Annotated in this window: 23 protein-coding genes and 1 pseudogene; 13 read left to right on the forward strand and 11 right to left on the reverse strand. The window is 67.6% G+C overall.

Annotated elements, in window-relative coordinates; genetic code table 11:
- Positions 1–89: 89 nt before the first annotated feature.
- From ACWEOI_RS19840 to ACWEOI_RS19855, 4 genes are all read left to right on the forward strand, one after another.
- Positions 90–2,420 (forward strand): alpha/beta fold hydrolase, encoded by a 2,331-nt coding sequence (locus tag ACWEOI_RS19840; protein WP_452360526.1) that lies wholly within the window; start codon positions 90–92, stop codon positions 2,418–2,420.
- Positions 2,421–2,441: 21 nt separating this feature from the next.
- Complete coding sequence (locus ACWEOI_RS19845) at positions 2,442–2,693, forward strand: hypothetical protein (RefSeq protein ID WP_452360527.1); 252 nt, start codon at positions 2,442–2,444, stop codon at positions 2,691–2,693.
- Between the two features lie 198 nt (positions 2,694–2,891).
- On the forward strand, positions 2,892–3,719 hold the full coding sequence (locus ACWEOI_RS19850; RefSeq protein WP_452360528.1) for a DUF3137 domain-containing protein: 828 nt from the start codon (positions 2,892–2,894) through the stop codon (positions 3,717–3,719).
- Positions 3,716–4,315, forward strand: coding sequence for a LemA family protein (locus ACWEOI_RS19855; protein WP_452360529.1), 600 nt, complete (start codon positions 3,716–3,718; stop codon positions 4,313–4,315). The genes ACWEOI_RS19850 and ACWEOI_RS19855 overlap by 4 nt, the downstream gene beginning before the upstream one ends.
- Here the strand turns inward: ACWEOI_RS19855 and pip are convergent.
- A complete protein-coding gene (pip, locus tag ACWEOI_RS19860; protein WP_452360530.1) occupies positions 4,312–5,274 on the reverse strand; it encodes a prolyl aminopeptidase in 963 nt (320 codons plus the stop codon). The two genes, ACWEOI_RS19855 and pip, sit on opposite strands and share 4 nt — an antisense overlap.
- 138 nt (positions 5,275–5,412) lie before the next feature.
- On the opposite strand from pip, the gene ACWEOI_RS19865 reads away from it, so the two are divergent.
- Both ACWEOI_RS19865 and ACWEOI_RS19870 read left to right on the forward strand, forming a co-directional pair.
- Positions 5,413–5,988 (forward strand): chorismate mutase, encoded by a 576-nt coding sequence (locus ACWEOI_RS19865; RefSeq protein ID WP_452360531.1) that lies wholly within the window; start codon positions 5,413–5,415, stop codon positions 5,986–5,988.
- A 209-nt stretch (positions 5,989–6,197) separates the two neighbouring features.
- Complete coding sequence (locus tag ACWEOI_RS19870; protein ID WP_452360661.1) at positions 6,198–7,103, forward strand: intradiol ring-cleavage dioxygenase; 906 nt, start codon at positions 6,198–6,200, stop codon at positions 7,101–7,103.
- 449 nt (positions 7,104–7,552) lie between these two features.
- Here the strand turns inward: ACWEOI_RS19870 and ACWEOI_RS19875 are convergent, their stop codons facing one another.
- Entirely contained in the window at positions 7,553–8,047 is a 495-nt protein-coding gene (locus ACWEOI_RS19875) for a hypothetical protein (protein ID WP_452360532.1), read from the reverse strand.
- A 159-nt stretch (positions 8,048–8,206) separates the two neighbouring features.
- Between ACWEOI_RS19875 and ACWEOI_RS19880 the strand changes: the two genes are divergently transcribed.
- From ACWEOI_RS19880 to ACWEOI_RS19890, 3 genes and pseudogenes are all read left to right on the forward strand, one after another.
- Positions 8,207–8,416, forward strand: a complete 210-nt coding sequence (locus ACWEOI_RS19880) for a hypothetical protein (protein ID WP_433672485.1) — start codon at positions 8,207–8,209, stop codon at positions 8,414–8,416.
- Positions 8,417–8,460: 44 nt separating this feature from the next.
- Positions 8,461–8,879: pseudogene (locus tag ACWEOI_RS19885) on the forward strand (VOC family protein).
- 65 nt (positions 8,880–8,944) lie between these two features.
- Entirely contained in the window at positions 8,945–9,355 is a 411-nt protein-coding gene (locus ACWEOI_RS19890) for a hypothetical protein (RefSeq protein WP_452360533.1), read from the forward strand.
- A 91-nt stretch (positions 9,356–9,446) separates the two neighbouring features.
- Here ACWEOI_RS19890 and ACWEOI_RS19895 read toward each other — a convergent pair whose 3' ends face one another.
- The 5 genes from ACWEOI_RS19895 to tal are packed head-to-tail and all read right to left on the reverse strand — an operon-like array spanning position 9,447 to position 14,848.
- A complete protein-coding gene (locus tag ACWEOI_RS19895; protein WP_452360534.1) occupies positions 9,447–10,055 on the reverse strand; it encodes a hypothetical protein in 609 nt (202 codons plus the stop codon).
- 36 nt (positions 10,056–10,091) lie between these two features.
- Positions 10,092–11,087: a phosphogluconate dehydrogenase (NAD(+)-dependent, decarboxylating) gene (gene gnd, locus ACWEOI_RS19900; RefSeq protein WP_452360535.1), complete on the reverse strand. Its 996-nt coding sequence runs from the start codon at positions 11,085–11,087 to the stop codon at positions 10,092–10,094.
- Between the two features lie 34 nt (positions 11,088–11,121).
- Positions 11,122–12,126 carry a glucose-6-phosphate dehydrogenase (coenzyme-F420) gene (gene fgd, locus ACWEOI_RS19905; RefSeq protein WP_452360536.1) on the reverse strand — a complete coding sequence of 335 codons (1,005 nt, stop codon included), beginning with the start codon at positions 12,124–12,126 and terminating at the stop codon, positions 11,122–11,124.
- A complete protein-coding gene (gene pgi / locus ACWEOI_RS19910) occupies positions 12,123–13,736 on the reverse strand; it encodes a glucose-6-phosphate isomerase (RefSeq protein WP_452360537.1) in 1,614 nt (537 codons plus the stop codon). The genes fgd and pgi overlap by 4 nt, the downstream gene beginning before the upstream one ends.
- Positions 13,733–14,848, reverse strand: coding sequence for a transaldolase (gene tal / locus ACWEOI_RS19915; RefSeq protein WP_452360538.1), 1,116 nt, complete (start codon positions 14,846–14,848; stop codon positions 13,733–13,735). The genes pgi and tal overlap by 4 nt, the downstream gene beginning before the upstream one ends.
- A 152-nt stretch (positions 14,849–15,000) precedes the next feature.
- On the opposite strand from tal, the gene ACWEOI_RS19920 reads away from it, so the two are divergent.
- Positions 15,001–15,858: a DeoR/GlpR family DNA-binding transcription regulator gene (locus ACWEOI_RS19920; RefSeq protein WP_452360539.1), complete on the forward strand. Its 858-nt coding sequence runs from the start codon at positions 15,001–15,003 to the stop codon at positions 15,856–15,858.
- Between the two features lie 92 nt (positions 15,859–15,950).
- Here ACWEOI_RS19920 and ACWEOI_RS19925 read toward each other — a convergent pair whose 3' ends face one another.
- Complete coding sequence (locus ACWEOI_RS19925; RefSeq protein WP_379096961.1) at positions 15,951–16,304, reverse strand: VOC family protein; 354 nt, start codon at positions 16,302–16,304, stop codon at positions 15,951–15,953.
- A gap of 111 nt (positions 16,305–16,415) precedes the next feature.
- On the reverse strand, positions 16,416–17,282 hold the full coding sequence (locus ACWEOI_RS19930) for an alpha/beta fold hydrolase (RefSeq protein ID WP_433672477.1): 867 nt from the start codon (positions 17,280–17,282) through the stop codon (positions 16,416–16,418).
- Positions 17,283–17,634: 352 nt separating this feature from the next.
- Between ACWEOI_RS19930 and ACWEOI_RS19935 the strand changes: the two genes are divergently transcribed.
- Together ACWEOI_RS19935 and ACWEOI_RS19940 are read left to right on the forward strand one after the other, a co-directional pair.
- Positions 17,635–18,597 (forward strand): MHYT domain-containing protein, encoded by a 963-nt coding sequence (locus ACWEOI_RS19935; protein ID WP_452360540.1) that lies wholly within the window; start codon positions 17,635–17,637, stop codon positions 18,595–18,597.
- Between the two features lie 121 nt (positions 18,598–18,718).
- Entirely contained in the window at positions 18,719–20,308 is a 1,590-nt protein-coding gene (locus ACWEOI_RS19940; protein WP_433672475.1) for a Na+/H+ antiporter, read from the forward strand.
- A 16-nt stretch (positions 20,309–20,324) separates the two neighbouring features.
- Here the strand turns inward: ACWEOI_RS19940 and ACWEOI_RS19945 are convergent, their stop codons facing one another.
- The gene (locus ACWEOI_RS19945; RefSeq protein ID WP_452360662.1) at positions 20,325–20,909 is read right to left on the reverse strand and encodes a YdcF family protein; all 585 of its coding nucleotides are present in this window, start codon (positions 20,907–20,909) and stop codon (positions 20,325–20,327) included.
- A gap of 172 nt (positions 20,910–21,081) precedes the next feature.
- Here ACWEOI_RS19945 and ACWEOI_RS19950 point away from each other — a divergent pair, with 172 nt between their 5' ends.
- A complete protein-coding gene (locus ACWEOI_RS19950) occupies positions 21,082–21,966 on the forward strand; it encodes a rhomboid-like protein (RefSeq protein WP_452360541.1) in 885 nt (294 codons plus the stop codon).
- Here the strand turns inward: ACWEOI_RS19950 and ACWEOI_RS19955 are convergent.
- Positions 21,865–23,052 carry a cation:proton antiporter domain-containing protein gene (locus ACWEOI_RS19955; RefSeq protein ID WP_433672472.1) on the reverse strand — a complete coding sequence of 396 codons (1,188 nt, stop codon included), beginning with the start codon at positions 23,050–23,052 and terminating at the stop codon, positions 21,865–21,867. The two genes, ACWEOI_RS19950 and ACWEOI_RS19955, sit on opposite strands and share 102 nt — an antisense overlap.
- Between the last annotated feature and the right edge of the window lie 5 nt (positions 23,053–23,057).

The following is a 23,057-nucleotide window of genomic DNA, read 5'->3' on the forward strand; positions in this document are numbered from 1 at the left end:
TGAGAGTGCGTTCTCGAGTACTGCCGTCGATCCGGACGTCTCCGGTACGCTTATGCGCTGGATCGATGACGGGCCCCTGAGCTGCGGCCTTGGGGCCCAATTTCTATTGGGCACCGCCCAGGCTCGACGAGAAGGTCATCCCCGCCCTCACCGACGACCAGATCAAGACACTGCTGAAAGCCTGCCAGGGCAAGGACTTCCGCGACCGCCGAGACGGGGCCACCGTCCGCCTGATGCTCGAAACAGCCGCGCGCGCCGGAGAATGCGCCGAGATCGCGTCCGGGCAGGTCACCGCCGACAACGACGAGCGCCTCCACGCGAGCCTCGACAGCCTCGGGCTGCCTCGCGGCTACGCCGCCGCGGTGCGCGGGCACCGCGACACGTTGACTGTGCTGCGGACCTCGAATCGGCTGTGGACCTATCTCAGCCCCGCCGAACAGATCGGTCCCGGCGAGCACACTGCCCGTTACCGCGTCGGCGGCGACCAGCCCGTGATCGACAGCGAGGGCCGCAGCCGTACCTCGTTCGAGGACACCGCTATCGCGCTGCTCGACGGAGATCGAAGCCCCGCGCTTCATACAGCGGCGCTTGACTATGGGTTATCGATCACCGGTAGGGGTGGTGCGCGATCGAACGTGATCGCGCACCACCCGGGCCTCACCGATCCGGCGAGCCCACTCCGTGACACCGCCCGCATCACCAGTACCAGTAGACGGAAGCCCAAGAGCCACAAACGGATTCGAGACATTACCCGCACACGACCGGGGCTGGGAAATCAGGGTTTCACCGGATACGCGCGGACGCACCGGCTGATTACCGTGATCCGGAGAGCGGCCGGCGATCGGGAGGAAGTCCTGTTGACGAAGAAGTTTCCACGATCCGAGACGGCGACGGCCCGCAAGCGCGGCGGTCTACTGGTGCTCGCCGCCGCAGTGGTTCTGATCGGGACCGTGGCAGGAATCGGTATCGTCCGAACCGCTTCGGCAGGTTCGTCTGCCGCCACCGCACTGGATCGCTTCACCCATAAACAGTTGGCGTGGGGTGCGTGCGAGAGCGATCTCCTGGACCGGGTCGGCGCGCAGTGCGCGAACGTGACAGTGCCGCTGGACTATCGCGAGCCGCTGGGTCGCACGATCTCCGTGGCCATCTCCCGAGTCCGGGCGACCGATCCGAGCCACCGGCGCGGGATCATGCTGTCGAATCCGGGCGGGCCCGGGGCCTACGGGCTGGATCTGCCGGTGCGGCTCACCCGAGCGGCGCCGTCCTATCCGTGGGGGCGCTATGACCTGATCGGCATGGACCCGCGCGGGGTGGGCCGATCGACGCCGGTGCACTGCGGATGGCCGATCGGCGACTCGTTCCAGTCGGCGGGCGTGGATTCGGCCGGATTCGTCGAAGCCGCCGCTACCCAAGCAGATTTGGCGCAGCGGTGCCTCGCCACCGACAATGGCATGTTGCCACACATCACGACGCGCAACACCGCACGTGATATCGACCTCATCCGCACGCTGCTCGGCGAAGACCGGATCAACTATTTCGGGATGTCCTACGGCACCTATCTGGGAGCTGTCTACACCGAGATGTTCCCGGATCGCACCGACCGGATGGTGCTCGACAGCGCGGTCGATCCCGGGCGGTACGGCAGCGATGTGATGATCGCGGATCAGGGTGCCCCCTCGGAAGACGCGCTGGACGCGCTGGCCGACTGGACCGCCGCCCGCGCCGATCGGTACCGGCTCGGATCCACACGTGCGGAGGTTCGCGCGGTGGTCTCCGGCCTAATCGAACAGGCTGCGCGGCAACCGATCCGGATCGGCTCCTACGAGGTGGACGACCATTGGCTACCGTCGTTGCTGTTCGGTTATCTGCACGACTCCCGCCGGTTCGACGAGGCGGCGAACGCGCTGCGGCAGATCGTGGACGCCGCCGCCGGACAGCCGGCCGAGCCCAGTGCGGATTTGGAGCAGTCGCTGAGCGGGTTGTTGCACGCGCCAACCGAAGACGCCGTCGCCTCCATGGAGTCCTCGACGGCTGTGGTGTGCGGCGACGTGAACGCGCAGCGCGACCCCGGCTGGTACCAACGCAATGTCGAGGCCAGTCGCGCCGCCCAGCCGGTGTTCGGGCCACTGGTCAACAACATCTCCCCGTGCGCGTTCTGGCCCGCGCCCGTAGAACCGCGCGTCGAGGTACACAACGCGACGCCCGTGCTCATCGTGCAGGCCACCGGTGATCCGGTCGCGGCCTATCAGGAAGGCGTCGGTCTGCACCGAACCATGACCGCGTCACGACTGGTGACCCTGCAAGACGTCATCGTGCACGGAGCGTTCACCGTGCAGAGCAGCTGTATGAGTCAGGCCGTCGAAACCTACCTTCGCGACGGCGATCTGCCCGCCAGCGATCTCACCTGTCACGCGGACTGAAGCTGTTCGCTGCGGTCGGTAATGCCCGACCCGCGGGTGGCCAGGTCCCATCGCCGATCCGTCGCCAAGGCCGACTACGGGGTGACCATGGATCGCGCCTTCGCCGAGGTGATGTCGGAATGGTGGAGTGGCATTCGCCGACGTAAGGATTGGGGCGAGACCACGTCCGGCAAGGACGAACCCGACTGCCCGATACCACCGGGCGGCATCGAAAACTACCTGGAGGCACTGCCCGACGACACAGTGCTTGTTCGGGTCTGTTGCTACGGCTAGCAACGCCCTCTATGCCGTTCGGCCGCCAGGCAGCGTCGGCCGAACACACCAACATGCTGATCGCTGAGGCATCCAGAGGGGCTGCTGAGCTGCTGCTCGGCAGCCCTGTCTCATGTCCGCCACACGAAACAATTTGCCTGGGCCCGACTCGATCGCCGAGGCTGTCCCTGTCCAGGAGTGCTTGGGGTAGGGGGAATCATGAGCGACATGACCGGTCGCGCATCAAGCGGTGGCAGCGGGTTGTTCTGGTCTCGGCCGCGCGTGCTGAATGCGTTGTCGCTGATGACTTTTGCTGTCTTGGTGTTCGCGCAGTATCGGTGGTGGCATGACCACGGTCGTCCATTCTCGTGGGTATTGCTGCCCGCCACACCGCTGCTGGCGTTCGTGCCCTCGGGGATCATCGTGAAATCGCTGCGTAAGCGGTGGACCGCGGGGTGGGCCGAGGAGAACGGGTTCGTCTATCGCCGGGTGAGCGACTGGCCGGTGCCCGCCTGGGATTTCCCGCCGTTCACTATCGGCCGGGCACGACGGTTTCGGGTCCGCGACACGATGCAGGGCACGATCGGCGGCTATCCGGCGAGCTTCTTCCATCTGACCTGGCTGCACAACAACCGGATCAATGTCAGCACCCACTATCGAAACGTCTTCACCATCACGCTTCCCGCGGCTTTGCCGAGACTGACGGTCGGAGTGACGTTGGACGGCAGCATCGGCGATCGGGTGGAGTTCGAATCGGCGGACTTCAATGATCAGTTCTCGGTGCATTCCTCGAACCCGGCGTTCGCCCACGCGGTCCTGACGCCACGGACGATCGGCAAGCTGGTCGACCTCGCCGGGCAGCATGGCGGTGCGGTGACCCTGACCAAGCTCGAGATCGTCGGAGACCTTCTCGTCGGCATCACCACCCTCGGCAATCGGCCGCACGAGATCGGTGGCGTATTCGAGGCGATGCGTGTAATCGCCGACGGCATCCCACGATTCGTGTGGAACGACTACGGAACACCCGCGCAAAGGACCCACGCATGAGCCCCACTGTCATCGTCATCGCGGCTGCCGCCATCGCGCTGGTCGCGGTCCTGTGGTACTTCGCGGTGTACAACGATTTCGTTCGGCTGCGAAACCTGATCGCGGAATCCTGGAAGCAGGTCGATGTCGAATTGCAGCGGCGCCACGACCTGGTGCCGAATCTGGTGGCAACGGTCGAGCGCGCCGCCGCATTCGAGCGCGGGACCCTGGAGGCCGTGACAACAGCGCGCAACCATGCGCGCTCACTCGCCGGCGACCCGGGTCAAGTCGGCGCCGGCATCGACAGAGTCGCAACAGCCGAGAACACCCTGACCGCAGCCCTGTCGCAACTGTCGGCTCTCGCCGAGCAGTATCCCGACCTGGGAGCCCTCCAAAACTACGTGGCATTGCAGCGGGAACTGAGTGACGTCGAGGACCGAATCGCCGCCGCCAGGCGGCTCTACAACGCGAATGTCCGCGCCATGAACACGAAAGTCCAGTCCATCCCCGCCGCTATGGTGGCTTCACTGCGCCATGTCTCACCCGAGCAGTACTTCGAGATCAGCACGCCCGAAGCCCGAGCCGCGATCCCAGTGGACCGGCTGTTCAGGACCTAACCGATCCGATCGGCATCGGGCTGCGCGAAGCGGGAGATGGCGTGGGCGAGTGCCTCGCCCATGGCGGGGCTCCCGGTGTGGCCGGAGTCGTCGATGATGTGTAGGCGGGCGTCCGGCCAGACTTTCGCGAGTTCCCACGCTGTTTCGATCGGGGCGCTGAGGTCGAGGCGGCCGTGGATAAGTTCGCCGGGGATCCCGGCCAGTCGCCAGGCCTCGCGCAGCAGCACGCCTTCGTCGAGCCATGCCGCGTGCGCGAAGTAGTGCGTGCAGATCCGGACGAAGGCGAGCATGGCGTCGTCCGGCTTGGCGCTGTACTGCCCTGGGCTGCCCAGGGATTCGTGGTCGATCACCGCGTCCTCCCAGCGGCACCACTCGATCGCGGCGCGGCGGCGCAGCTCCGGGTCCGGGTCTTCCAGCAGCTCACGGTAGCCCTCGACCGGGTCACCGTCGCCGGGCACCACGGCCCGGAATCGCTCCCATTCGGCGGGCAGCAGCCGCGCGAGATCGCGGTACAGCCAGTCGATCTCGCGGCGCGTGGTGCTGGTGACGCCGATCAGCACGATCCCGGTGACCCGCTCCGGGTATCGCTCGGCATAGGCGAGGACGAGCGTCGAACCCCAGGACCCGCCGTAGAGCAGCCAACGGTCGATGCCGAGGTGGGTGCGCAGCCGCTCCATGTCCGAGATCAGATGTTCGGTGGTGTTCACCGCCATATCGGTGCTCGGGTCGGCCGCGCTCGGGGTGCTCCGTCCGCAACCGCGCTGATCGAACTGCACGATCCGAAAGATGTTCGGGTCGAACGATTTCCGCGGTCCCGGGCTGCTCCCACTGCCCGGCCCCCCGTGCACCACCAGCGCCGGCCGACCCGCCGGGTTCCCGCTGGCACACCAGTACACCCGGTTTCCATCGCCGACCTCGAGCAGTCCGTCGGCGTACGGGTCGATCGGAGGAAAAGACATCGGCACGGTTGCCGAGGCTAGCCGACGAACGGGCCGAGCTCGCGCTATCGCGGACCACGACTCACCACGCCGACGCTGTCATCGACCAGGTGCTACTTGCTGCCCGGGTAGCGTGGGCGCGTGGGAAGCACCGGGGCTATGAGGAATCTGGCGATTGCGGCTGCAGCGGCGATAGTTCTGTTGGCGGGGCAGGGCGGTGTGGCCGCTGCGGATCCCGGGAGCGCGGAGCGGCTGGTGGGGTTGCTGGCGGAGCGGCTCGCTACCGCGGATACCGTCGCGGCGATCAAATGGGAGGCCGCGGTTCGGGATGGAGGTGAGCCGGTAATCGATGATCCGGGGCGGGAGGCGGCGATTTATGACGCGATGGCTCAGGCGGGGGCGGAGCGGGGGCTGCCCGGGGGTTTGGTGCGGGCGGTCTTTCAGGGGCAGATCGAGGCCAACAAGATTGTGCAGCGCGGGTTGGTGACGGAGTGGCGGTATGGGCTGGCGGTGGCTGGGGCGCCGGGGACGGATCTCGCGGGTGTGCGGCCGGTGATCGATGGGCTGAATACCGCGATACTCGCCGAATTAGCGTCTGAACGAATGGAATTGGCTGCGGCAGATTGTCCAGCGCGGGTCGCGGCGGGAGTGGTCGCCGTCGCCGGGAGCAAGCGGCTCGACGCGTTGCATGCTGCGGCGTTGGTGCGGGCGTCGACGCCATTGTGCGACGGCTGATCGTCGGTTCCGGCCGGGGCGGTCACGCACCCGATCCGAGGGCCACGGCCGCTCTCGGCTACTTCACAGCTTCACCCGAGGTCGAGGCGGCGCGGGTCGCCATACGGTTCGGAATCGAACAGTGAGGACGACGAAAGAGGTGTGCGGTGGAACAGCATTCCGGCGGTGGCCACGAGCGGCATGAGCACGATCTCGGGCTGGCGCACGATATGCGGGTGATGAATCGGCGACGCGCGTTGTGGGCGGTCGGGGCTGCGGGTGTCGCGGCGGTGGCGGCCGGATGCTCGCGAAGCTCCGGGTCGGATGCGTCGGCGACGAGCGCCACCACGTCGGCGGCGAGCGGGTCCGGTACGGCGGCCGCCGCGCCGCAGGAGACCGCGGGGCCCTATCCGGGTGACGGATCGAACGGGCCGAATGTGCTGATCGAGTCGGGGGTGGTGCGTTCGGATATCACGACCAGTTTCGGATCGTATTCCGGTGTGGCCAAGGGTGTTCCGATGACGCTCACGCTGAATCTGAAGGACCTGACCAAGAGCGGGGCGGCCGGTACGGGCATGGCCGTGTACGTCTGGCACTGCGACCGCGACGGCAATTACTCGCTGTACAGCAGTGGAGTCACCGATCAGAACTATCTGCGCGGTGTGCAGGTGGCCGACGCGAACGGCACCGTCACCTTCACCTCGATCTTCCCCGCCTGTTACTCGGGCCGCTGGCCGCACATCCACTTCGAGGTCTACGACTCGCTGACCAGCGCGGTGGCGGGCGAAAACGCCCGTCTCACTTCACAGATCGCGCTTCCGCAGGATGTCTGTACCTCGGTCTACGCCTACGATGCCGGCTACTCGCGCAGTATCTCGAATATGAGCGGTGTATCGCTGTCGTCGGACAATGTCTTCGGTGACGGCTGGGACGCCGAACTCGCCACGGTGACAGGCACTCCCGCCGCCGGTTTGAAGGTCTCCCTCACGGTCGGCGTTGCCGCGAAGTCGCAGAATGTCCAGTCCGGCAGTGGTTCCGGGCAGCCGCCGGGCAATAACCCCGGACAGCAGGGCGGGCGGGGCCCCGGCGGTAACCCGCCGAATTCCGGTATGGGCGGTCCGCCGCCTCACCCCTGAACGCGGACAACCTCCAATAGTTCGACGACTCACCGCTATCGCGCACGCGGCGCGATAGCGGTGTCTGCGGTGGCCAATGCGTCGGCGATCGGGATACCCGCGCGTTCGGCGAACAACAGCCGCTCCCGAACCTCCCGCGGAGTACGCGGCCGGTATCCGGGACCGGTGCCGCAGCAACCGCCATAGAACGTCAAACCGGATTCCAGCACAGCGGCAAGTGCTCGCCACCCAGCGGTATCGCCCCTTCTGGGCACTTCGAGGTGCGGCCCCGCATCGATCAGCTCGCCGGCGCACCGCACACACCAACCCGGCCCCGCGCCGATCGAGCCCTTGTAGGAAGCCCGGCAGCGCAGGCACACACGATGTGTCCGGCTCGGGTAGATGCACATGCTGGCACCGTACGCAGCCGAACCCATCCCGGTCGAGCCATTTGCGACGAAGCGAACGACTCACTCCTTCGGTGGAGTTTCCTTGTCGCTGCGGGGAAAGAGGTGGTCGAAGCCGATCGCGAAGGAGTTGTCGGTGGGGTCGACCATGAGGTTGAAGGTGTGGCCCGGGGTGAGGCCTGAGTGGTTGCCGAGGGTGCACTCCGCGGTGAAAGGGGCGAAGGTCGGGCCGGTGATGCGGATCGTCAGGTCGGCCGTGTCCGGGTTTTCGCCACCGGGGTGAATCTCGTTGACGGAGAGTACTTCTCCGGTCCCGTGGACACCGATCGCTTGGAATCGGCGTTCCGCTCGGCGCCATTCGTACGCGCTGGCGAGCAGGAGCAGGCCGATCGGGAAGGTGAAGACGCCGACGCAGAGGCCGTCGGCGAATCCGTCACCGGTCAGGCCGAGGATCGGGCCGATCAGCGTCAGGACGACGCCTGTGGCGTAGGCGAATACGCCGGCGTAGGGGCCGATGAGTTCGACCTGTCTCGGTCCTTCGTTCTCGCTGCGCGCCATTTCAGCTGCAGCGTAGCCCGCGAGGCAGCGAGGCGGGTATGTCGTAGGGGTGCGTTTGGATTGTCGGGTGAGCGAGATGATGCGGCGGCTGCCCGAGATTCAGGTGCTTCGTGACCGTTGCCGGGCGATGGCGATGCTGGATGCGATCCTCAGCCCGGAATGGGAATCCCGGTACTGCTGCTCGAAGGGACTCCGCAGGCATATCAGCGATGGGCTGAGGACTACTACGAAACCGCCGTCAGTCTTTCGGAGGTGGAGCATGTTTATGCGCTGCGACCGCTGACGCCGGATATCGTGGCCCGACTCAACCCCGAGGTCGAACTGGCCGATCTCGACAGCGACATCGGCGACATCGGTTACCCGCGTTGAGCAGGTGACGCTCGCTGTCAGGGTGCACGGTTAGGGTGCCGCATATGGGATACGAGTTTCAGGTTGTCGTGGACTGTTCCGATCCGCATACACAGGCCGACTGGTGGGCCGAGGCGCTCGGCTGGGAGGTCGAGCCGCAGGACGAGGGGTTCATTCGGAGCATGGTCGAGCAGGGGCATGCGACCGAGGCGGACACGACCACTCATCGGGGAAAGCTCGTGTGGACGATCGGTGGAGCGATTCGGCATCCGGACCGGCCACGAGTGTTGTTTCAGCTTGTGCCCGAGGCGAAGACAGTGAAGAACCGGCTGCATCTGGATATTCGGGTCGGGGAGGAGAAGCGGGCGACGGAGGTCGACGGCTGATCGGGATGGGCGCGAAAGTGCTGCACGAGGGACGGCAGGGGCCGTTCACATGGGTGACGATGACCGACCCCGAGGGCAACGAATTCTGCGTGGCCTGAGCCGCGACTGGTTACCATCTAGAGCGATTCTTCCCGTGGCAGTTGATGTTTCAGGAGGTCGAGCGATGTTGGGTACGAGGTGCGCGGTGGTCGCGGTCGTGGGGGCCGCGATGACGCTGCTGGGGTCGGGCCCAGCGAGCGCCGCCCAAGAGGACGAGTTCATCACGCTGAATTCCGTGGTGACTTCGACGCCCAATGGGTTGAACGCCACCGGAACCTATATGTGCGACGGTGGAATCGGGTATCTCGATGTTTCCGCGCAGATGGGGACCAGCGGCAGTGGCACGATCCAGCTGGCCAGCTCCCCGCCGGGAATCACCCTGCAATGCTCGGGCCGGGTCGAGACCTGGTCCGCGACGCTGAAGCCGACCAATGGCCTGCCTGTGCTCGTGCCGTACACCGAGGGCACCGGCAAGGCCCAGCTGAACCGGAAGTACTGGAAGACCGATTCCGGTCAGGTGGCCCTGCACCTCTGACGACTCGTACCCATGGGTACCTGGCGCCATTCCTCGGGATCAGGCCATACGGTGCGAGGCGGCACGGCCCCGTGTCCCTGCTTGCCGTTGGTTATCCGAGTTCCGCTAGCCAGGGGTGGCCGGGGTGTACCCGTGACAGCCAGTCGGACAACCGCGATCGCCGGACACCTTCCATCGCGGGGAGTGCACGCAGGAAGTCCGCCTCGTCCTTGGCGCGACGGGCTTTCGCCTTGAACAGGAGAACGGCCTCTGGGATCACAAAGGGAATGCCGCCCGCGCTGCGGAGGATCAACTCGTCGTACGGCAAGGTGATCGACGGATCGCGGCGGCACACCCACTGCTCCCCGTCGTGCGGTTCGCGGAACACGTCGAGGCGGTAGCGGCCGGTCGCGGGTTCGCGGAGCCAGGTCTGATGGTGGTTGTCGACTTCCTCCGGATACGGCCAGACGTGGCCATCGCCTACGACGTCCCATTCGTAGCCGGGGAGAGCGGCCGCGATTTCGCCGAATCGGTCACGGGGAACGCCGATTTCGAGGTCGGAGTGCGTGCGACCCAGGCCGCCGACGAACAGGTCCAATGCCCACCCGGCCGCGACGTACCAGCAGGGTGGGGCACTCGACAGTCGCGAGGCGGCCTGGGTGGGGGTCCAGGCTTCCCAGAGCCGGTCGCATTCCGCGGCCGGCATCGGGCGTCCGGCCATCTCGACCGCCTCCTTCGGATCGGGTGAATCACCGTGTCATTCGGCGAATGCGCGGTGTTCGGTATGGCCGCCGAAGGCTTTTCGCATGGCGGACAACGACTTGTTGGCGTACGAAGCGCCGTCGCGGGATGCGAAGCGCGAGTATAGGGCGGTGGTGAGGACCGGGGCGGGGACGGCCAGGTCGATGGCGGTTCGGGCGGTCCAGCGGCCTTCGCCGGAGTCGGGGACGTGGCCGCTGAATTCGGTGAGGTCGGGGTCGGTGTGGAGGGCGGTGGCGGTGAGGTCGAGGAGCCAGGAGGTGATGACGCTGCCTCGGCGCCAGAGTTCCAGGAGGGCGGGGACGTCGAAGTCGTAGGTGGGGTCGACGCCGGAATGGGGTTCGGCTGTGCCGGTTCCGGCGGCGCGGAGGATGGACATGCCCTCGGCCAGGGCTGCCATCTGGCCGTATTCGATGCCGTTGTGGATCATCTTCGCGAAGTGGCCCGCGCCGGACGGGCCGCAGTGGAGGTAGCCCTGTTCGGCGGGGGCAGCGACACCGTCACGGCTGGGAGTGCGTGGAGCGGCGTCGATGCCGGGGGCCAGAGTGCGGAAGATCGGGTCGAGGCGTTCGACTGCTTCGGCAGGGCCGCCGATCATGAGGCAGAAGCCGCGGTCGAGGCCGGACGTGCCGCCGCTGGTGCCCACGTCGAGGTAGTGAATACCGTGCTCGGACAACGTCTGAGAGCGGGTGACGGCATCGCGGTAGAAGGAATTGCCGCCGTCGATGACGACATCGCCCGCGGTGAGCAGCGGCGTCAGTTCGTCGACGACCGTGCCGGTCAGGTCGGCGGGGACCATGATCCAGACCGCGCAGGGTTTCGGCAGGGCCGCCACCAGTTCCGGGAGGGAGGCGGCGGCGGGGATGCCGTCGGCGGTCAGGGTGGCGACGGCGGCCGGGTTGGGGTCGTAGACCGTGCAGGTGTGGCCCGCGCGGACCAGCCGGCGGGCCAGGCCGGCGCCCATCCGGCCCGCGCCGACCATTCCGATATGCATGAGGAGATCCTTCGAGGCGGAGATCGGTTGTGGCTCAGTCGAGTTCGCGCAGGCGCGGGAGGAGGTCGGTGGCGAACTGGGTGAGGAAGCGTTCCTGGTCGTGACCGGGGCCGTGGAAGACGAGGTGGTTGAGGCCCGCGTCGAGGTACGGCTTGATGCCGGCGATCGCCTCGTCCGGATCGGAGGCGACGATCCAGCGCTTGGCGACCTGCTCGATGGGGAGCTGGTCGGCGAGGGCTTCCATTTCGACGGCGGAGTCGACGCTGTGCTTCTGCTCGGGGGTCAGCGACAGCGGCGCCCAGAAACGCGTATTGGCCAGGGCCAGGTCGCGGTCGCGGTCGTAGGAGAGTTTGATCTCGATCATCTTGTCGATGGTCGAGGGGTCACGCTGGGCGGCGGCCGCGCCTTCGGCGACGGCGGGCATGAGCTTGTCGTTGTAGAGCTCCATGCCCTTGCCGGAGGTGCAGATGAAGCCGTCACCGGCGCGGCCCGCGTACTTGGCGACGACCGGGCCGCCCGCGGCGATGTACACGGGGACCGGCTGCTCGGGGCGGTCGTAGATATTGGCCTTCACGGTGGTGAAGTGCTCGCCCTCGAACGACACGTCGGATTCGGTCCAGAGCTTGCGCATCAGGGTGACGGCTTCGCGCAGGCGGGCGAAGCGTTCCTTGAATTCCGGCCATTCCCGGCCGGAGACGGCGATCTCGTTGAGCGCCTCACCGGTGCCGACACCCAGCATGACGCGACCGTTGGACAGCAGCGACATGGTCGCGAAAGCCTGGGCGATGACGGCCGGGTTGTAGCGGAACGTCGGGGTGAGGACGCTGGTGCCGATCTGGACGCGGCTGGTGCGCTCGGTGACGGCCGACATCCACGACAAGGCGAACGGCGCGTGCCCGCCATTGTGCCGCCAGGGCAGGAAGTGGTCGGACACGACCACGCTGTCGAGGCCCAATTCCTCGGCGCGCACTGCGTATTCGACGAGGTCACGGGGTCCGAACTGCTCGGCGGAGGCCTTGTAGCCGATCTTCAGGGTCATCGCTGTACCGCTTTCTCGGGGTGATCGGCCGCCTTGCGCAGGCGGCGGTAACGTTCGATGAGGGCATTGGTCGAACTGTCATGTGACAGTTCACAACCGGACTCGATATCGTCGAAAATCCGTGTCGCGAGGATCTTTCCGAGTTCGACGCCCCACTGGTCGAACGAGTTGATGTTCCAGATCCATCCCTGCGTGAACACCTTGTGCTCGTACAGGGCGACGAGCGCGCCCAGCGAGTACGGGGTCAGCTCATCCAGCAGGAGGGTGCTGCTCGGCCGGTTGCCGGGAAACGCGCGGTGCTCCCCCGAGTCGTCGCTGGTGCGTCCGAAGGCCAGCGCCTGCGACTGGGCGAACAGGTTCGCCATCAACAGGTCGTGATGCCCGGTGAGATCATGCGCGGCGGTGAGGACGCCGATGAAATCGCAAGGGACCGTGACGGTTCCCTGATGCAGCAGCTGGAAGAAGGCATGCTGGCCATTGGTGCCGGGTTCGCCCCAGACGATCGGCGCGGTGCCGACACCGACCGGATTCCCGTCACGATCGGCCGACTTGCCGTTGCTCTCCATCTCGAGCTGCTGCAGATACGCGGGCAGCCGCGCGAGCCGCTGATCGTAGGGCAGCACCGCGTGCGTCTGGGCGTCCCAGAAGTTGCGATACCAGATCCCGAGCAGCCCGAGCAGGACCGGCAGGTTGCGATCCGGTGGTGCGGTACGGAAGTGGACGTCCATCGAATGCGCGCCCGCGAGGAACGACCGGAACTGTTCGGCGCCGATCGCGATCATCACCGACAGGCCGATCGCCGAGCTCAGCGAGTAGCGGCCGCCGACCCAATCCCAGAACTCGAACATGTTGGCCGGATCGATGCCGAAGGACGATACCTCGGCAGCGTTCACCGACACCGCGACGAAATGCTGTGCCACAGCGGCAGGATCGTCGAGCGCGTCGATCAGCCACTCCCGGGCGGCCCGCGCATTGGCGAGGGTCTCGACGGTGGTGAACGTCTTCGACGCCACCACGAACAGCGTCGTCGCCGGGTCGAGATCGTGCAGCGTCCGGGTCAGATCATGCCCGTCCACATTGGAGACGAATCGCGATTCCAGTGTGCCCGTGCCGTATTCGCGCAACGCGAGGCACGCCATCGCCGGTCCGAGATCCGAGCCTCCGATCCCGATATTGACCACGGCCTGAATGGGCTCGCCCGTCGCCCCACGCCACTCCCCCGACCGAACGGCCTGCGCGAAACCCGCCATCCGCTCGAGGGTGCGCTGCACGGCGGGCACGACATCGACGCCGTCGACCTCCACCACCGAGTCCGCGGGCGCACGCAGCGCCGTGTGCAGCACCGCGCGCTGTTCGGTGACATTGATCGGCGCACCGGTGAACATCGCCTCGACGCCCGCGGCCAGACCACGTTCGGCGGCGAGTTCGACCAGCAGGTCGATGGTTTCACCGGTGACCAGATTCTTCGAATAGTCCAGCACGATCCCGTCGTGCTCGACGGTCATCGCCGGACCCCGATCGGGCGTCCGCCCGAACAGCTCCGAGATCCGCTCCCCCGCAAGCTCTTCGCGGTGCGCGGCCAGCCGCGCCCACGCCGGGAAGCCGGTCATCCCCGCACCGCGGCCCGGTCGGCCAGCGCCGATTCGACCCCGGCGATCAGCTCACGCCACGCCTGCTGGAACTTGGCGATGCCCTCCCGCTCCAGTTTGGCGGAGATGTCGTTCATGTCGATGCCGAGCGCGTCGAGCTCCCCGAACACCCGGTGCGCGTCGTCGTAGCGGCCGGTGACCTGATCGCCGGCCACCTTGCCGTGATCGATGACCGCCGCGAGAGTCGGCTCGGGCACGGTGTTCACGGTCCCGGGCGCGACCAGATCCACCACGTACCGGGTGTCCTCGTAGGCGGGATCCTTCACCCCGGTCGACGCCCACAACGGCCGTTGCGGCCGCGCGCCCGCCGCGGCCAGCGCCGCCCAGCGCTCGCCGCGCAGGGTCTGCTCGAACGCCTCGTAGGCGAGCACCGCGTTCGCGATGGCGGCGCGGCCACGCACCGCACTCGCCGCATCGCTGCCCAGCGCGTCGAGCCGGGCATCGACCTCGGAATCCACGCGCGAGATGAAGAACGAAGCGACAGAGGCGATCCGGGCGATGTTGTGCCCGTTCTCGCGCGCCAGCTCCAGCCCGGCCTGGAAGGCGTCGAGCACATCCCGATACCGCCCGAGCGAGAAGATGAGCGTCACGTTGACGCTGATCCCGCGCCCCAGGATGGCGGTGATCGCGGGCAGTCCGGCGGGCGTGGCCGGAACCTTGATCATCAGATTGGGCCGGTCGACCAGCCAGGACAGCAGGATCGCTTCGCTCACCGTGCGCTCGGTGTCGTGCGCCCAGGCCGGATCGACTTCGAGGGACACGTAGCCGTCGAGCCCGTCGGTCGCGGTGTGCACCGGCCGCAGCACGTCGCAGGCGGCCCGCACGTCCCAGCTGGTGAGGATGCGCGCGGCGTCCGCGGTGCCCATACCGAGTTGCGCGAATTCACGCAGCTGTGTGCGGTACTGCTCGGACCCGCGCAGGGCGGCCTCGAAGATCGCCGGGTTGGTGGTCACGCCGGTGATGCCTCGATCGACCCATTCGGCCAGTCCACCGGATTCGATCCGGCCGCGGCTCAGGTCGTCCAGCCAGAGGGAGACGCCTTCTCGGGCGAGGAGCTGCAACGGATCACTCATACGAATACCTCTGACACAGTCTGCGATTGCTCGTTTTCGAGCAGATGTTGCACGAAATCATGCAACCGAGGCCGATCGCTGTCAATGTTTCGCGCAGGATCGCGTACCATCCGAGACGGCGACGATGGCTCGACAACCCTTCAGGAGGTCCGTTGCTCTCCAGCACCCGCCGGCGTCGGATCCTCGACAGGCTGACCACCGACGGCTACGTCGAGGCGAAGGAATTCGCCCGCGAGCTCGGAGTGGACACCTCGACCATCCGCCGTGACCTGGAAGCACTCGAACGCGACGGCCAGATCCAGCGCACCCACGGCGGCGCGCGGCCCATCCCCGGCGTCACCTCGGATCTGCCGTATTCGGCGAAGAGAAACACACGGCTGCAGGAGAAGTCGGCCATCGCGCGGGTGGCCGCGGGCCTGGTCGCCGACGGCGACACGGTGATCCTCGACAGCGGCTCGACCACCTACGAGGTCGCGGTCGCGTTGAGCCGCCGCGAAAGTCTCACCGTCATCACCAACGACCTGCGCATCGCCGAGTACATCGCGGGCCTGCAACGCTTCCGGCTACTCGTCGCGGGCGGTGAACTGCTCGGCTCGGTCTACACCCTCGCCGGTGACCGCACGGTCGAATTCCTGCGCGATTACGCGGCGGACTGGGCGTTCCTCGGCGCGGACGCGGTGGACGTGGACGCCGGGATCACCAATACGAACACCCTCGAGGTCCCGGTCAAGCGGGCGATGATCGCCACCGCGCGCTCCACCGCCGTGGTCGTCGACAGTTCGAAGTTCGGCCACCGTGCCCTGGCGCGGGTCGCCGGGCTCGACGAGATCCACACCCTCATCACCGATCACGGCCTCGACGAGGAGGCCGCGAAACCCTATGGCGACCACCTGATTCGGGCCGACGTCACCAAACCGCCCCGACCCAAGCCCTGGCCGACCGTCGCGGCGGCGGCCTCCCTGGCCTCACGCGGCAATACCGCGCGTGAGTCAGGCGAGGCGGCGGAGTAGTTCGGCGCGCCGGTCGGCGGAGTCGGTGCCGTCGTCGACCAGCACGCGGTACCCGTGGTCGACGACCGCCTCGACCGTGACGCGCCGGTCGGTCACTTCGGCAGCGGACTGTAGAAGACCAGACCGTTGCCCTTGTTGTCGTAGACGACCGCGCGGCGTTCGTGCGCGTCGTTGTAGGGCGCGGTCACGATGCCGCCGCCACTGGCTTCGATCGCCTTCGCGGCGGCGTCCACGTCCGCGGTCTTGATGCCCACGACCACCTGCCCGTGGATCGGGTGGTCGACGGCGGTGGCCAGCGCCAGCGTGATGGGCCCGCCGTCGATCGCCGCGAAGTGCGCGCCGTCGCGGAACTTCAACGGCATGCCCAGGGTTTCGGTGTAGAAGCTGATCGACTCGTCCAGGTCATCGGTGGACAGGATGATCATCTTCACTTCGTGGTCGCTCACAACAGCCTCCTGATCGGTTCCGGCCGGGTGCGCACCCGGCACGGTCCCCCTCATGATGGCCGTTGCGCGCCACCGGGATCGGACAGCGACACGCGTGCGGGGGCGGCCGGTTCAGGCGGTGGCGGCACGCGCGGCGATGAGGGCCGCGAGTTCGGCGGGGCGTTCCTCGGGGATCCAATGGGTGGCGTCGAGGATCTCGTGGATGAAAGGAGCCGCCATGTAGTCGGGGGTGAGGGCGGCGGACTTGGTGGCGATGAACGGATCCCGCGTGCTGGAGACGTGCGTGGTGGGGGTGGTGATCTTCCGCGTCGTCTCACGCGGGTCGACGATGAGCATGGCGCGATACCAGTTGAGGGCGTACGGCAGCGCCCCGGCGGCGATGACATCGCGGGCGAGCCGGTCGAATTGGTCCTCGCCCATGCCGGACACGGCCAGCGCGCGCACCCGGCGCTCCGGATTGCCGGGCGCGTCGAGGGCCCGGAAGAGTCCGGTGATCACGGCCTCGGGCAGCCACGGCAGCTGGAACAGCACCATATAGAAGGTGCGGAAGAACTGGGTGCTGCTCACCATCGACCGCATGAACGCCATCGGATGCGCGACCGACACCGAGGTGAGCGTGCGCACCAGATGCGGATGGGTGGCGGCCGTGGACCAGGCCACCGTGGAACCCCAGTCGTGCCCGACCAGATGGACCGGCCCGGTACCGAGCGTCGTGATCAGCGCCGCGATGTCGGAGACCAGGGCGCTGACCCGGTAGGGGGAACGGCCGCGCGGCCGGGCGCGAGGCGAATAACCGCGCTGCGTCGGCGCGATGGTGCGATAGCCGCGCTCGTGCAGGTGTGGTGTCAGTCGCGCCCACTGGGCGGCGGTCTGTGGAAACCCGTGCAGCAACACGATCGGGATGCCGTCGAGCGGACCCTCGTCGACGACGTCGAAGGTGAGTCCGTCATTGGTGAATGTCGTGAGTCGCGTGGTCATGCGCCGCCCCCGGGCCGTGAACGAAGGGTTACCTGATCGGCACGCTACGCGACAGGATCCGGCGTCGCCGTGAAAGCCGTTCGCCGACAATGCTGCCGAATGATAACTACGCCACAGGATCGGCCCAGTCGTCATGCGCATGACACATGAATCGAACCGGTCGCACCAGCCAAAGTCCCACGGGGACATGACATTCCGGCTACCAGCAGGTTGCTGTTCAGTCGGAACCATCCCAGCCGGAATTAATTAAGATGAAACATTCCCTTTCAATTTCCCAAAGCGAATCATGCCCGGTAGTGTGCCCCCGTCGCGTCTGCGATTGCGAAACCCCTGTTCTGGCAATGGAGTTCGAGTGCTGGAAATTCACCACTTCAGCTATGGATGGATCACCCCCGTCCTGGCCTACATCATGTCTGTCACCGGATCGCTGCTCGGTCTGCGGTGTACGGCGCGTGCCCGGTCGGGGGACGGACGTGGCGGCTGGCTCATCTCGGCGGCGATCGCCATCGGCGGCACCGGCATCTGGGTCATGCACTTCATCGCGATGCTCGGCTTCACCATTCGCGGCGCCGTGATCCGCTACGACGTACCGCTCACTCTGCTCAGCGCCGTGATCTCGATCCTGGTCGTCTGGGCCGGGCTGTTCGTGGTGGCGCGCGAGCCGTTCGGCCGCTACTCGCTGTTCGCGGGCGGCGCGGTCACCGGCCTGGGCGTCGGCGCGATGCACTATTCGGGCATGTACGCCATGCACTCGGACGCCATGATCGGCTACGACGTCTGGATCGTCACCCTGTCCATGGTGATCGCGGTGGTCGCGGCGACCGTCGCGCTGTGGTTCACGGTGGTCATCACCGGCATCTGGGCGACCATCGGCGCGGCCCTGATCATGGGTGTCGCGGTGTGCGGCATGCACTACACCGGCATGGCGTCGATGAACGCGCACCACATGGACAACGCCCAGACCCCGCACGGCGCGGGCGCGATGGAGCTGCTCGCCCCGCTGATGATCAGCGTCAGCATGGTGACGCTGGTGCTGCTCATCCACGTCGGGCTCACCGAGGTGGACGAGCGGTCGATGATGCCCGGTCCCGCGCGGCCCATGCCGGAAAGCCGGCCCGCCCCGGAACACCGGCCCGGCTGGTCGTTGCAGGCCAACTCGCCCGCCGCCGCGCGCGGTTCGGGCCAGGACGAACCCGTCCCGCACGACTACCGGACGGCGGGACTGTATCCGCCCGCCGCCGATTATCAGGCGCCCGGCCGCCACGAGCTGGCCGTCCCCGGCGACTGGCATTCGGACCGCTACCGCGCGGGCTGAGCCGCCCGGCCGGGCAGGCTGAGAACCACCTGCCCGGCAGCCTGAGAATCACGGTTCGCGTTCGCTGAGAATCGGCATGCGGTGTTCGACTTTCGGGCGCATCCGCAGCAAACTGAGGGCCGTGGACCACCATCAGCTGGAGTTGATCTTCGCGGTCCTGTTCGCGACGATCCTCGCGCAGCCGCTCGGACGACGGCTGGGCCAGGCCCCGGCGGTCCTGATGACCGCCTTCGGCGTGGTGCTCGCGCTCATCCCGCAGGTCCCCAATATCCAGATCGATCCGAAACTGATTCTGCCGCTGGTCCTCCCGCCGCTGTTGTACGCGGCCGCGCGACGCACCTCGTGGCGGCAGTTCGCCGAGAACTGGGCGGCCATCAGCCTGCGCGCGGTGGTGCTGGTCATCGTCACCACCGTGGCCGTGGCCTGGGCCTTCCACCTCTGGTATCCGGCCGTCCCGATCGGGGCGGCGGTCGCGCTGGGCGCGCTGGTGGCGCCACCGGATCCGGTGGCGGTGTCGGCGCTGGCGGGCAAGCTCGGGCTGCCACGGCGACTGGTCGCGGTGCTGGAGGGCGAGGGCCTGTTCAATGACGTGACCGCGATCGTGCTGTACACGGTCGCGGTGCAGGCGGTGGTGTCGGGCAGCTTCTCGGCCTGGGGCGCGCTGCTCGACTTCGGGGTGTCGGCGCTGGTCGGGGCGGCGGTCGGGCTGCTGTTCGGCTGGGCCGGAAGCAAACTCATGCAACGGCTCGACGAGGCCCCGTGGCGGGTCGCGCTCGGACTGCTGCTGCCGTTCGCGGCCTACGGTTTCTCCGAATCGCGCGGCGGGTCGGCGGTGCTGGCGGTACTGGTGTGCTCGATGTACCTGACCGACGCCGCCACCGACTTCGGCGACAGCGACTACCGCCTGGTGGGCGACTCCTTCTGGGAGATCACCGAAATGCTGGTCACCGGGTTCGCGTTCGGATTGATCGGACTGGAACTGAGCACGGTGCTGCGCGACGCCGGACCGGACTGGCCGCGCTTCCTCGGCGGGGCCGCCGTGGTCATCGCGGTGGTGGTGGGGTTGCGGCTGATCTGGCTGCTGATCACCACCAAGCTCTTCCAATCCTGGTGGCGCGCCCACGATCGCGACGAGCCCTACAACTGGCGCGAGACCCTGGTCACCTGGTGGGCGGGCATGCGCGGGGTGGCGACCGTCGCGCTGGCGCTGGCCATCCCGTTCACCACCGACACCGGGAAGCCGTTCCCGGGACGCACCGAGATCCTGTTCACGGCGTTCGCGGTCGTGCTGTTCACGCTGCTGCTGCAAGGCCCGACGCTGCCCGCGGTGGTGCGCGCCACGGGTGTGCGGGCCGACACCGGCGCGGAACGCGTCATCGAACGCGAGCTCTGGACGCGGGTGCTGCAGGCCGAAATCGCACGGCTGGAAGAGATCTCGCAGACCGAGCAGCTCCCCGAGGAGGTCTACGACCGGTTGCGGGCAAGCTTCGAACGCCGCCTCGCCCACGCCGACCCCGAGGCCGCCGACAGCAATGCCCGCATGGCCACCGATCGCGCGATCGCCTTCACCGCGAAGATGCGGGCCATCACCAATGACGTGCTGGAAGCGGGACGCTCCGAAGCCCTGGCCGCCCGCCGCGAACCCGGCGTCCCGCCGGATGTGGTGGACCGGGTGATGCGCCGTCTGGACCTGCGCGGCGCCGCCAACTGAGCCGCTCCCCGCCTGATCATCCGTCCCGGCCCAGCGACACGAGGACCGCCACGAATTCGCGCGCGAACGACTTGCGGGTCAGCAGACGGGTGGTCCGCGCCCCGGTCACTTCGGCCCGCAACCCCAGCCGCCGGGCCAGCCGCCGCGTGCGCAACACGTGAAAATCACTGGTGACCACCGTGATTCGCGCCGTGCGCGGGTCGATGCCGAGCGAGTCCAATTCCTCGGCGGTGAACCGCAGATTCTCCTCGGTGTTCCGGGACCGATTCTCCGCGACGATGCCCGTCGCCGGAATCGTGTGCGCCACAAGGTAATCGGCCATCGCCATCGCCTCCGGCACGGTATCGCGGCCGCTCTGCCCGCCGGACACGACCACCAGGGGCCTGCGCCCCCGCTCGTCCCGGATCACCTCCAGCGCCCGATCCAACCGCCGGGCCAGCATCGGTGAGACCCGGTCGCCGCGCAGTCGGCAGCCGAGCACGACCACCACCTCCGCGCCCGGCCGGGGCGCCCGCCGGGCCCGGCCGAGGGTGTATCCGGTGAATCCGAGGAACGGCGTCACCACCGCGGCCCCGGCCCACAGCACGACGCCCCGCCACATCCGCACCAGGTCACACCTCCTGAGATCGACTCCAGCATCGAAGGCTCGCGCGCAGCAGCTCGATCGCATGCCCGCGCACCGCATCGACGGTAGTCGCCCGCCGCCGTCCCGCCATGGATGCGGGTCGCGGCGATGCACTGACGAGCCCCTGACCTCGGGTTAGCATGACGCAATGGCATTGGGCACCTATCAGCCGCCCTGGCTGCGGACCGTTGACCTGGGCGAGCGGTTCCGCACACTCGTCCAGTGGTGGGCGGAGCCGCATCGGGTGCGGCGCGGGGTCCAGGCCTATCGCGATCTGCTCGCGGTCACCCCGGCGTGTATCGCCTACGCGTTCACCTTGTTCATCACCTGGTGGACGCTGCGCGGGGCCAGCGACATCGTGGGCCGGCGGCTGATCTTCTCGGCCTCCACGAATCTGCGCAATATGCAGCGGGATCCGATCCAGGTGCTGGTGGCCTCGGCGTTCTGGACCGATGGCGGGTTCCCCTGGACCGATATCGTCATTCTGATCACCTTGATGGCGCTGGCCGAACGCTGGCTGGGGTCGCTGCGCTGGATCGTGGTGGTGGCCATCGGCCATGTCGGCGCGACCCTGATCACCGTGCTCGGCATCGCGCACAAGCTGGACAAGCAGCTGATCCCGACCCGGGTGGCGTTCGCCTCGGATGTCGGTCCCAGTTACGGCATCTCCGCGATGCTGGCGGTGCTGACCTTCCGGCTGCGGGGTCCGGCCCGCTGGGTGTGGGCGCTGGCCATGCTGGTCTGGTACGGCTTCGGGGTGTGGCACGGGCGCACGTTCACCGATTACGGCCATTTCTTCGCGCTGCTCATCGGTTTCGCGGTGGGCGCGGTCGCGGTGGCGCTCTCGCACCGGCTGATCACCGTCCGCGAGCGCAAGGCGGCGAAACGGAATCCGGCGCAACCCGCCGATGCGGCCGGAAGCAGCACGAATTCAGCTGGGGACCGGGTCGATCCGCCCACGGTTGCGCTGGACCAGCCGGATGGTGGGCTCGACCAGGCGGGCCACGATCGGGCCGAGCACGGCCATCATTAGCACGTAGGCCGAGGCCAGCGCCGCCAGTCGCGGATCGACCCCGCCGACCGAAACCGCCAGCCCGGCAATGACGATGGAGAACTCGCCGTGCGCCACCAGGGCCGCACCCGATCGCGCCCGTCCCATCCTCCGTATCCCCTGTCGTGAGGCCGCCCACCACCCGGTGGCCATCTTGGTCAGCGCGGTCACGACGACCAGCAATATCGCCCACCCCAGCACCGGTGGGATCGCGGTGGGATCGGTATTGAGCCCGAACGCCACGAAGAAGATGGCCGCGAACAGGTCTCGCAGCGGTTCGAGGAGTTTGGCCGCCTCCTGCGCGGTGGATCCGGAGATGGCGATGCCGAGCAGGAACGCCCCGACCGCCGCCGACACCTTCAGCGCCGAGGCCGCGCCCGCCACCAGCAGCGCCGCGCCGAGCAGCTTGAGCAGGAACACTTCCCGATCGTTGCTGTCCACGATGGCCGATACGTAGCGGCCGTAGCGCAGCGCCACGATGAGCACCACGGTGATCGCCACCAGCGCGATGGCCAGCGACCGCAGTCCGCTGACGAAGCTCAGCCCGGCCAGCATCATGGTGAGGATCGGCAGATAGACCGCCATGGCCAGATCCTCGAACACCAGGATGGACAACACCACCGGCGTCTCGCGGTTACCGAGCCGCCCGAGGTCGTTGAGCACCTTGGCCACGATGCCCGAGGACGAGATGTAGGTGACGCCGCCCATGGTGACCGCGCCGACCGCACCCCACCCGAGCATGAGCGCCACCAGCACGCCGGGCGTGGCATTGGCGACGATGTCGATCAGACCCGCGACCCAGGAGCGGCGCAGCCCGGTCACCAATTCGGCGGCGGTGTACTCCAATCCGAGCAGCAGGAGCAGCAGCACCACGCCGATCTCGCCGGCCATGTGACCGAATTCGGTCGCGGCCTTCATCTTCACGATGCCGCCCGAACCGAAGGCCAGGCCGCCCAGCAGATAGAGCGGGATCGGCGACATGCCGAAGCGAGCGGCCAGACGGCCCAGCATGCCGAGCGCGAACAAGATCGCGCCGAGTTCGAACAGGGCTAGGCCGGTCGAGTCCACCGGGC

The organism is Nocardia sp. NPDC004340, assembly GCF_053602575.1.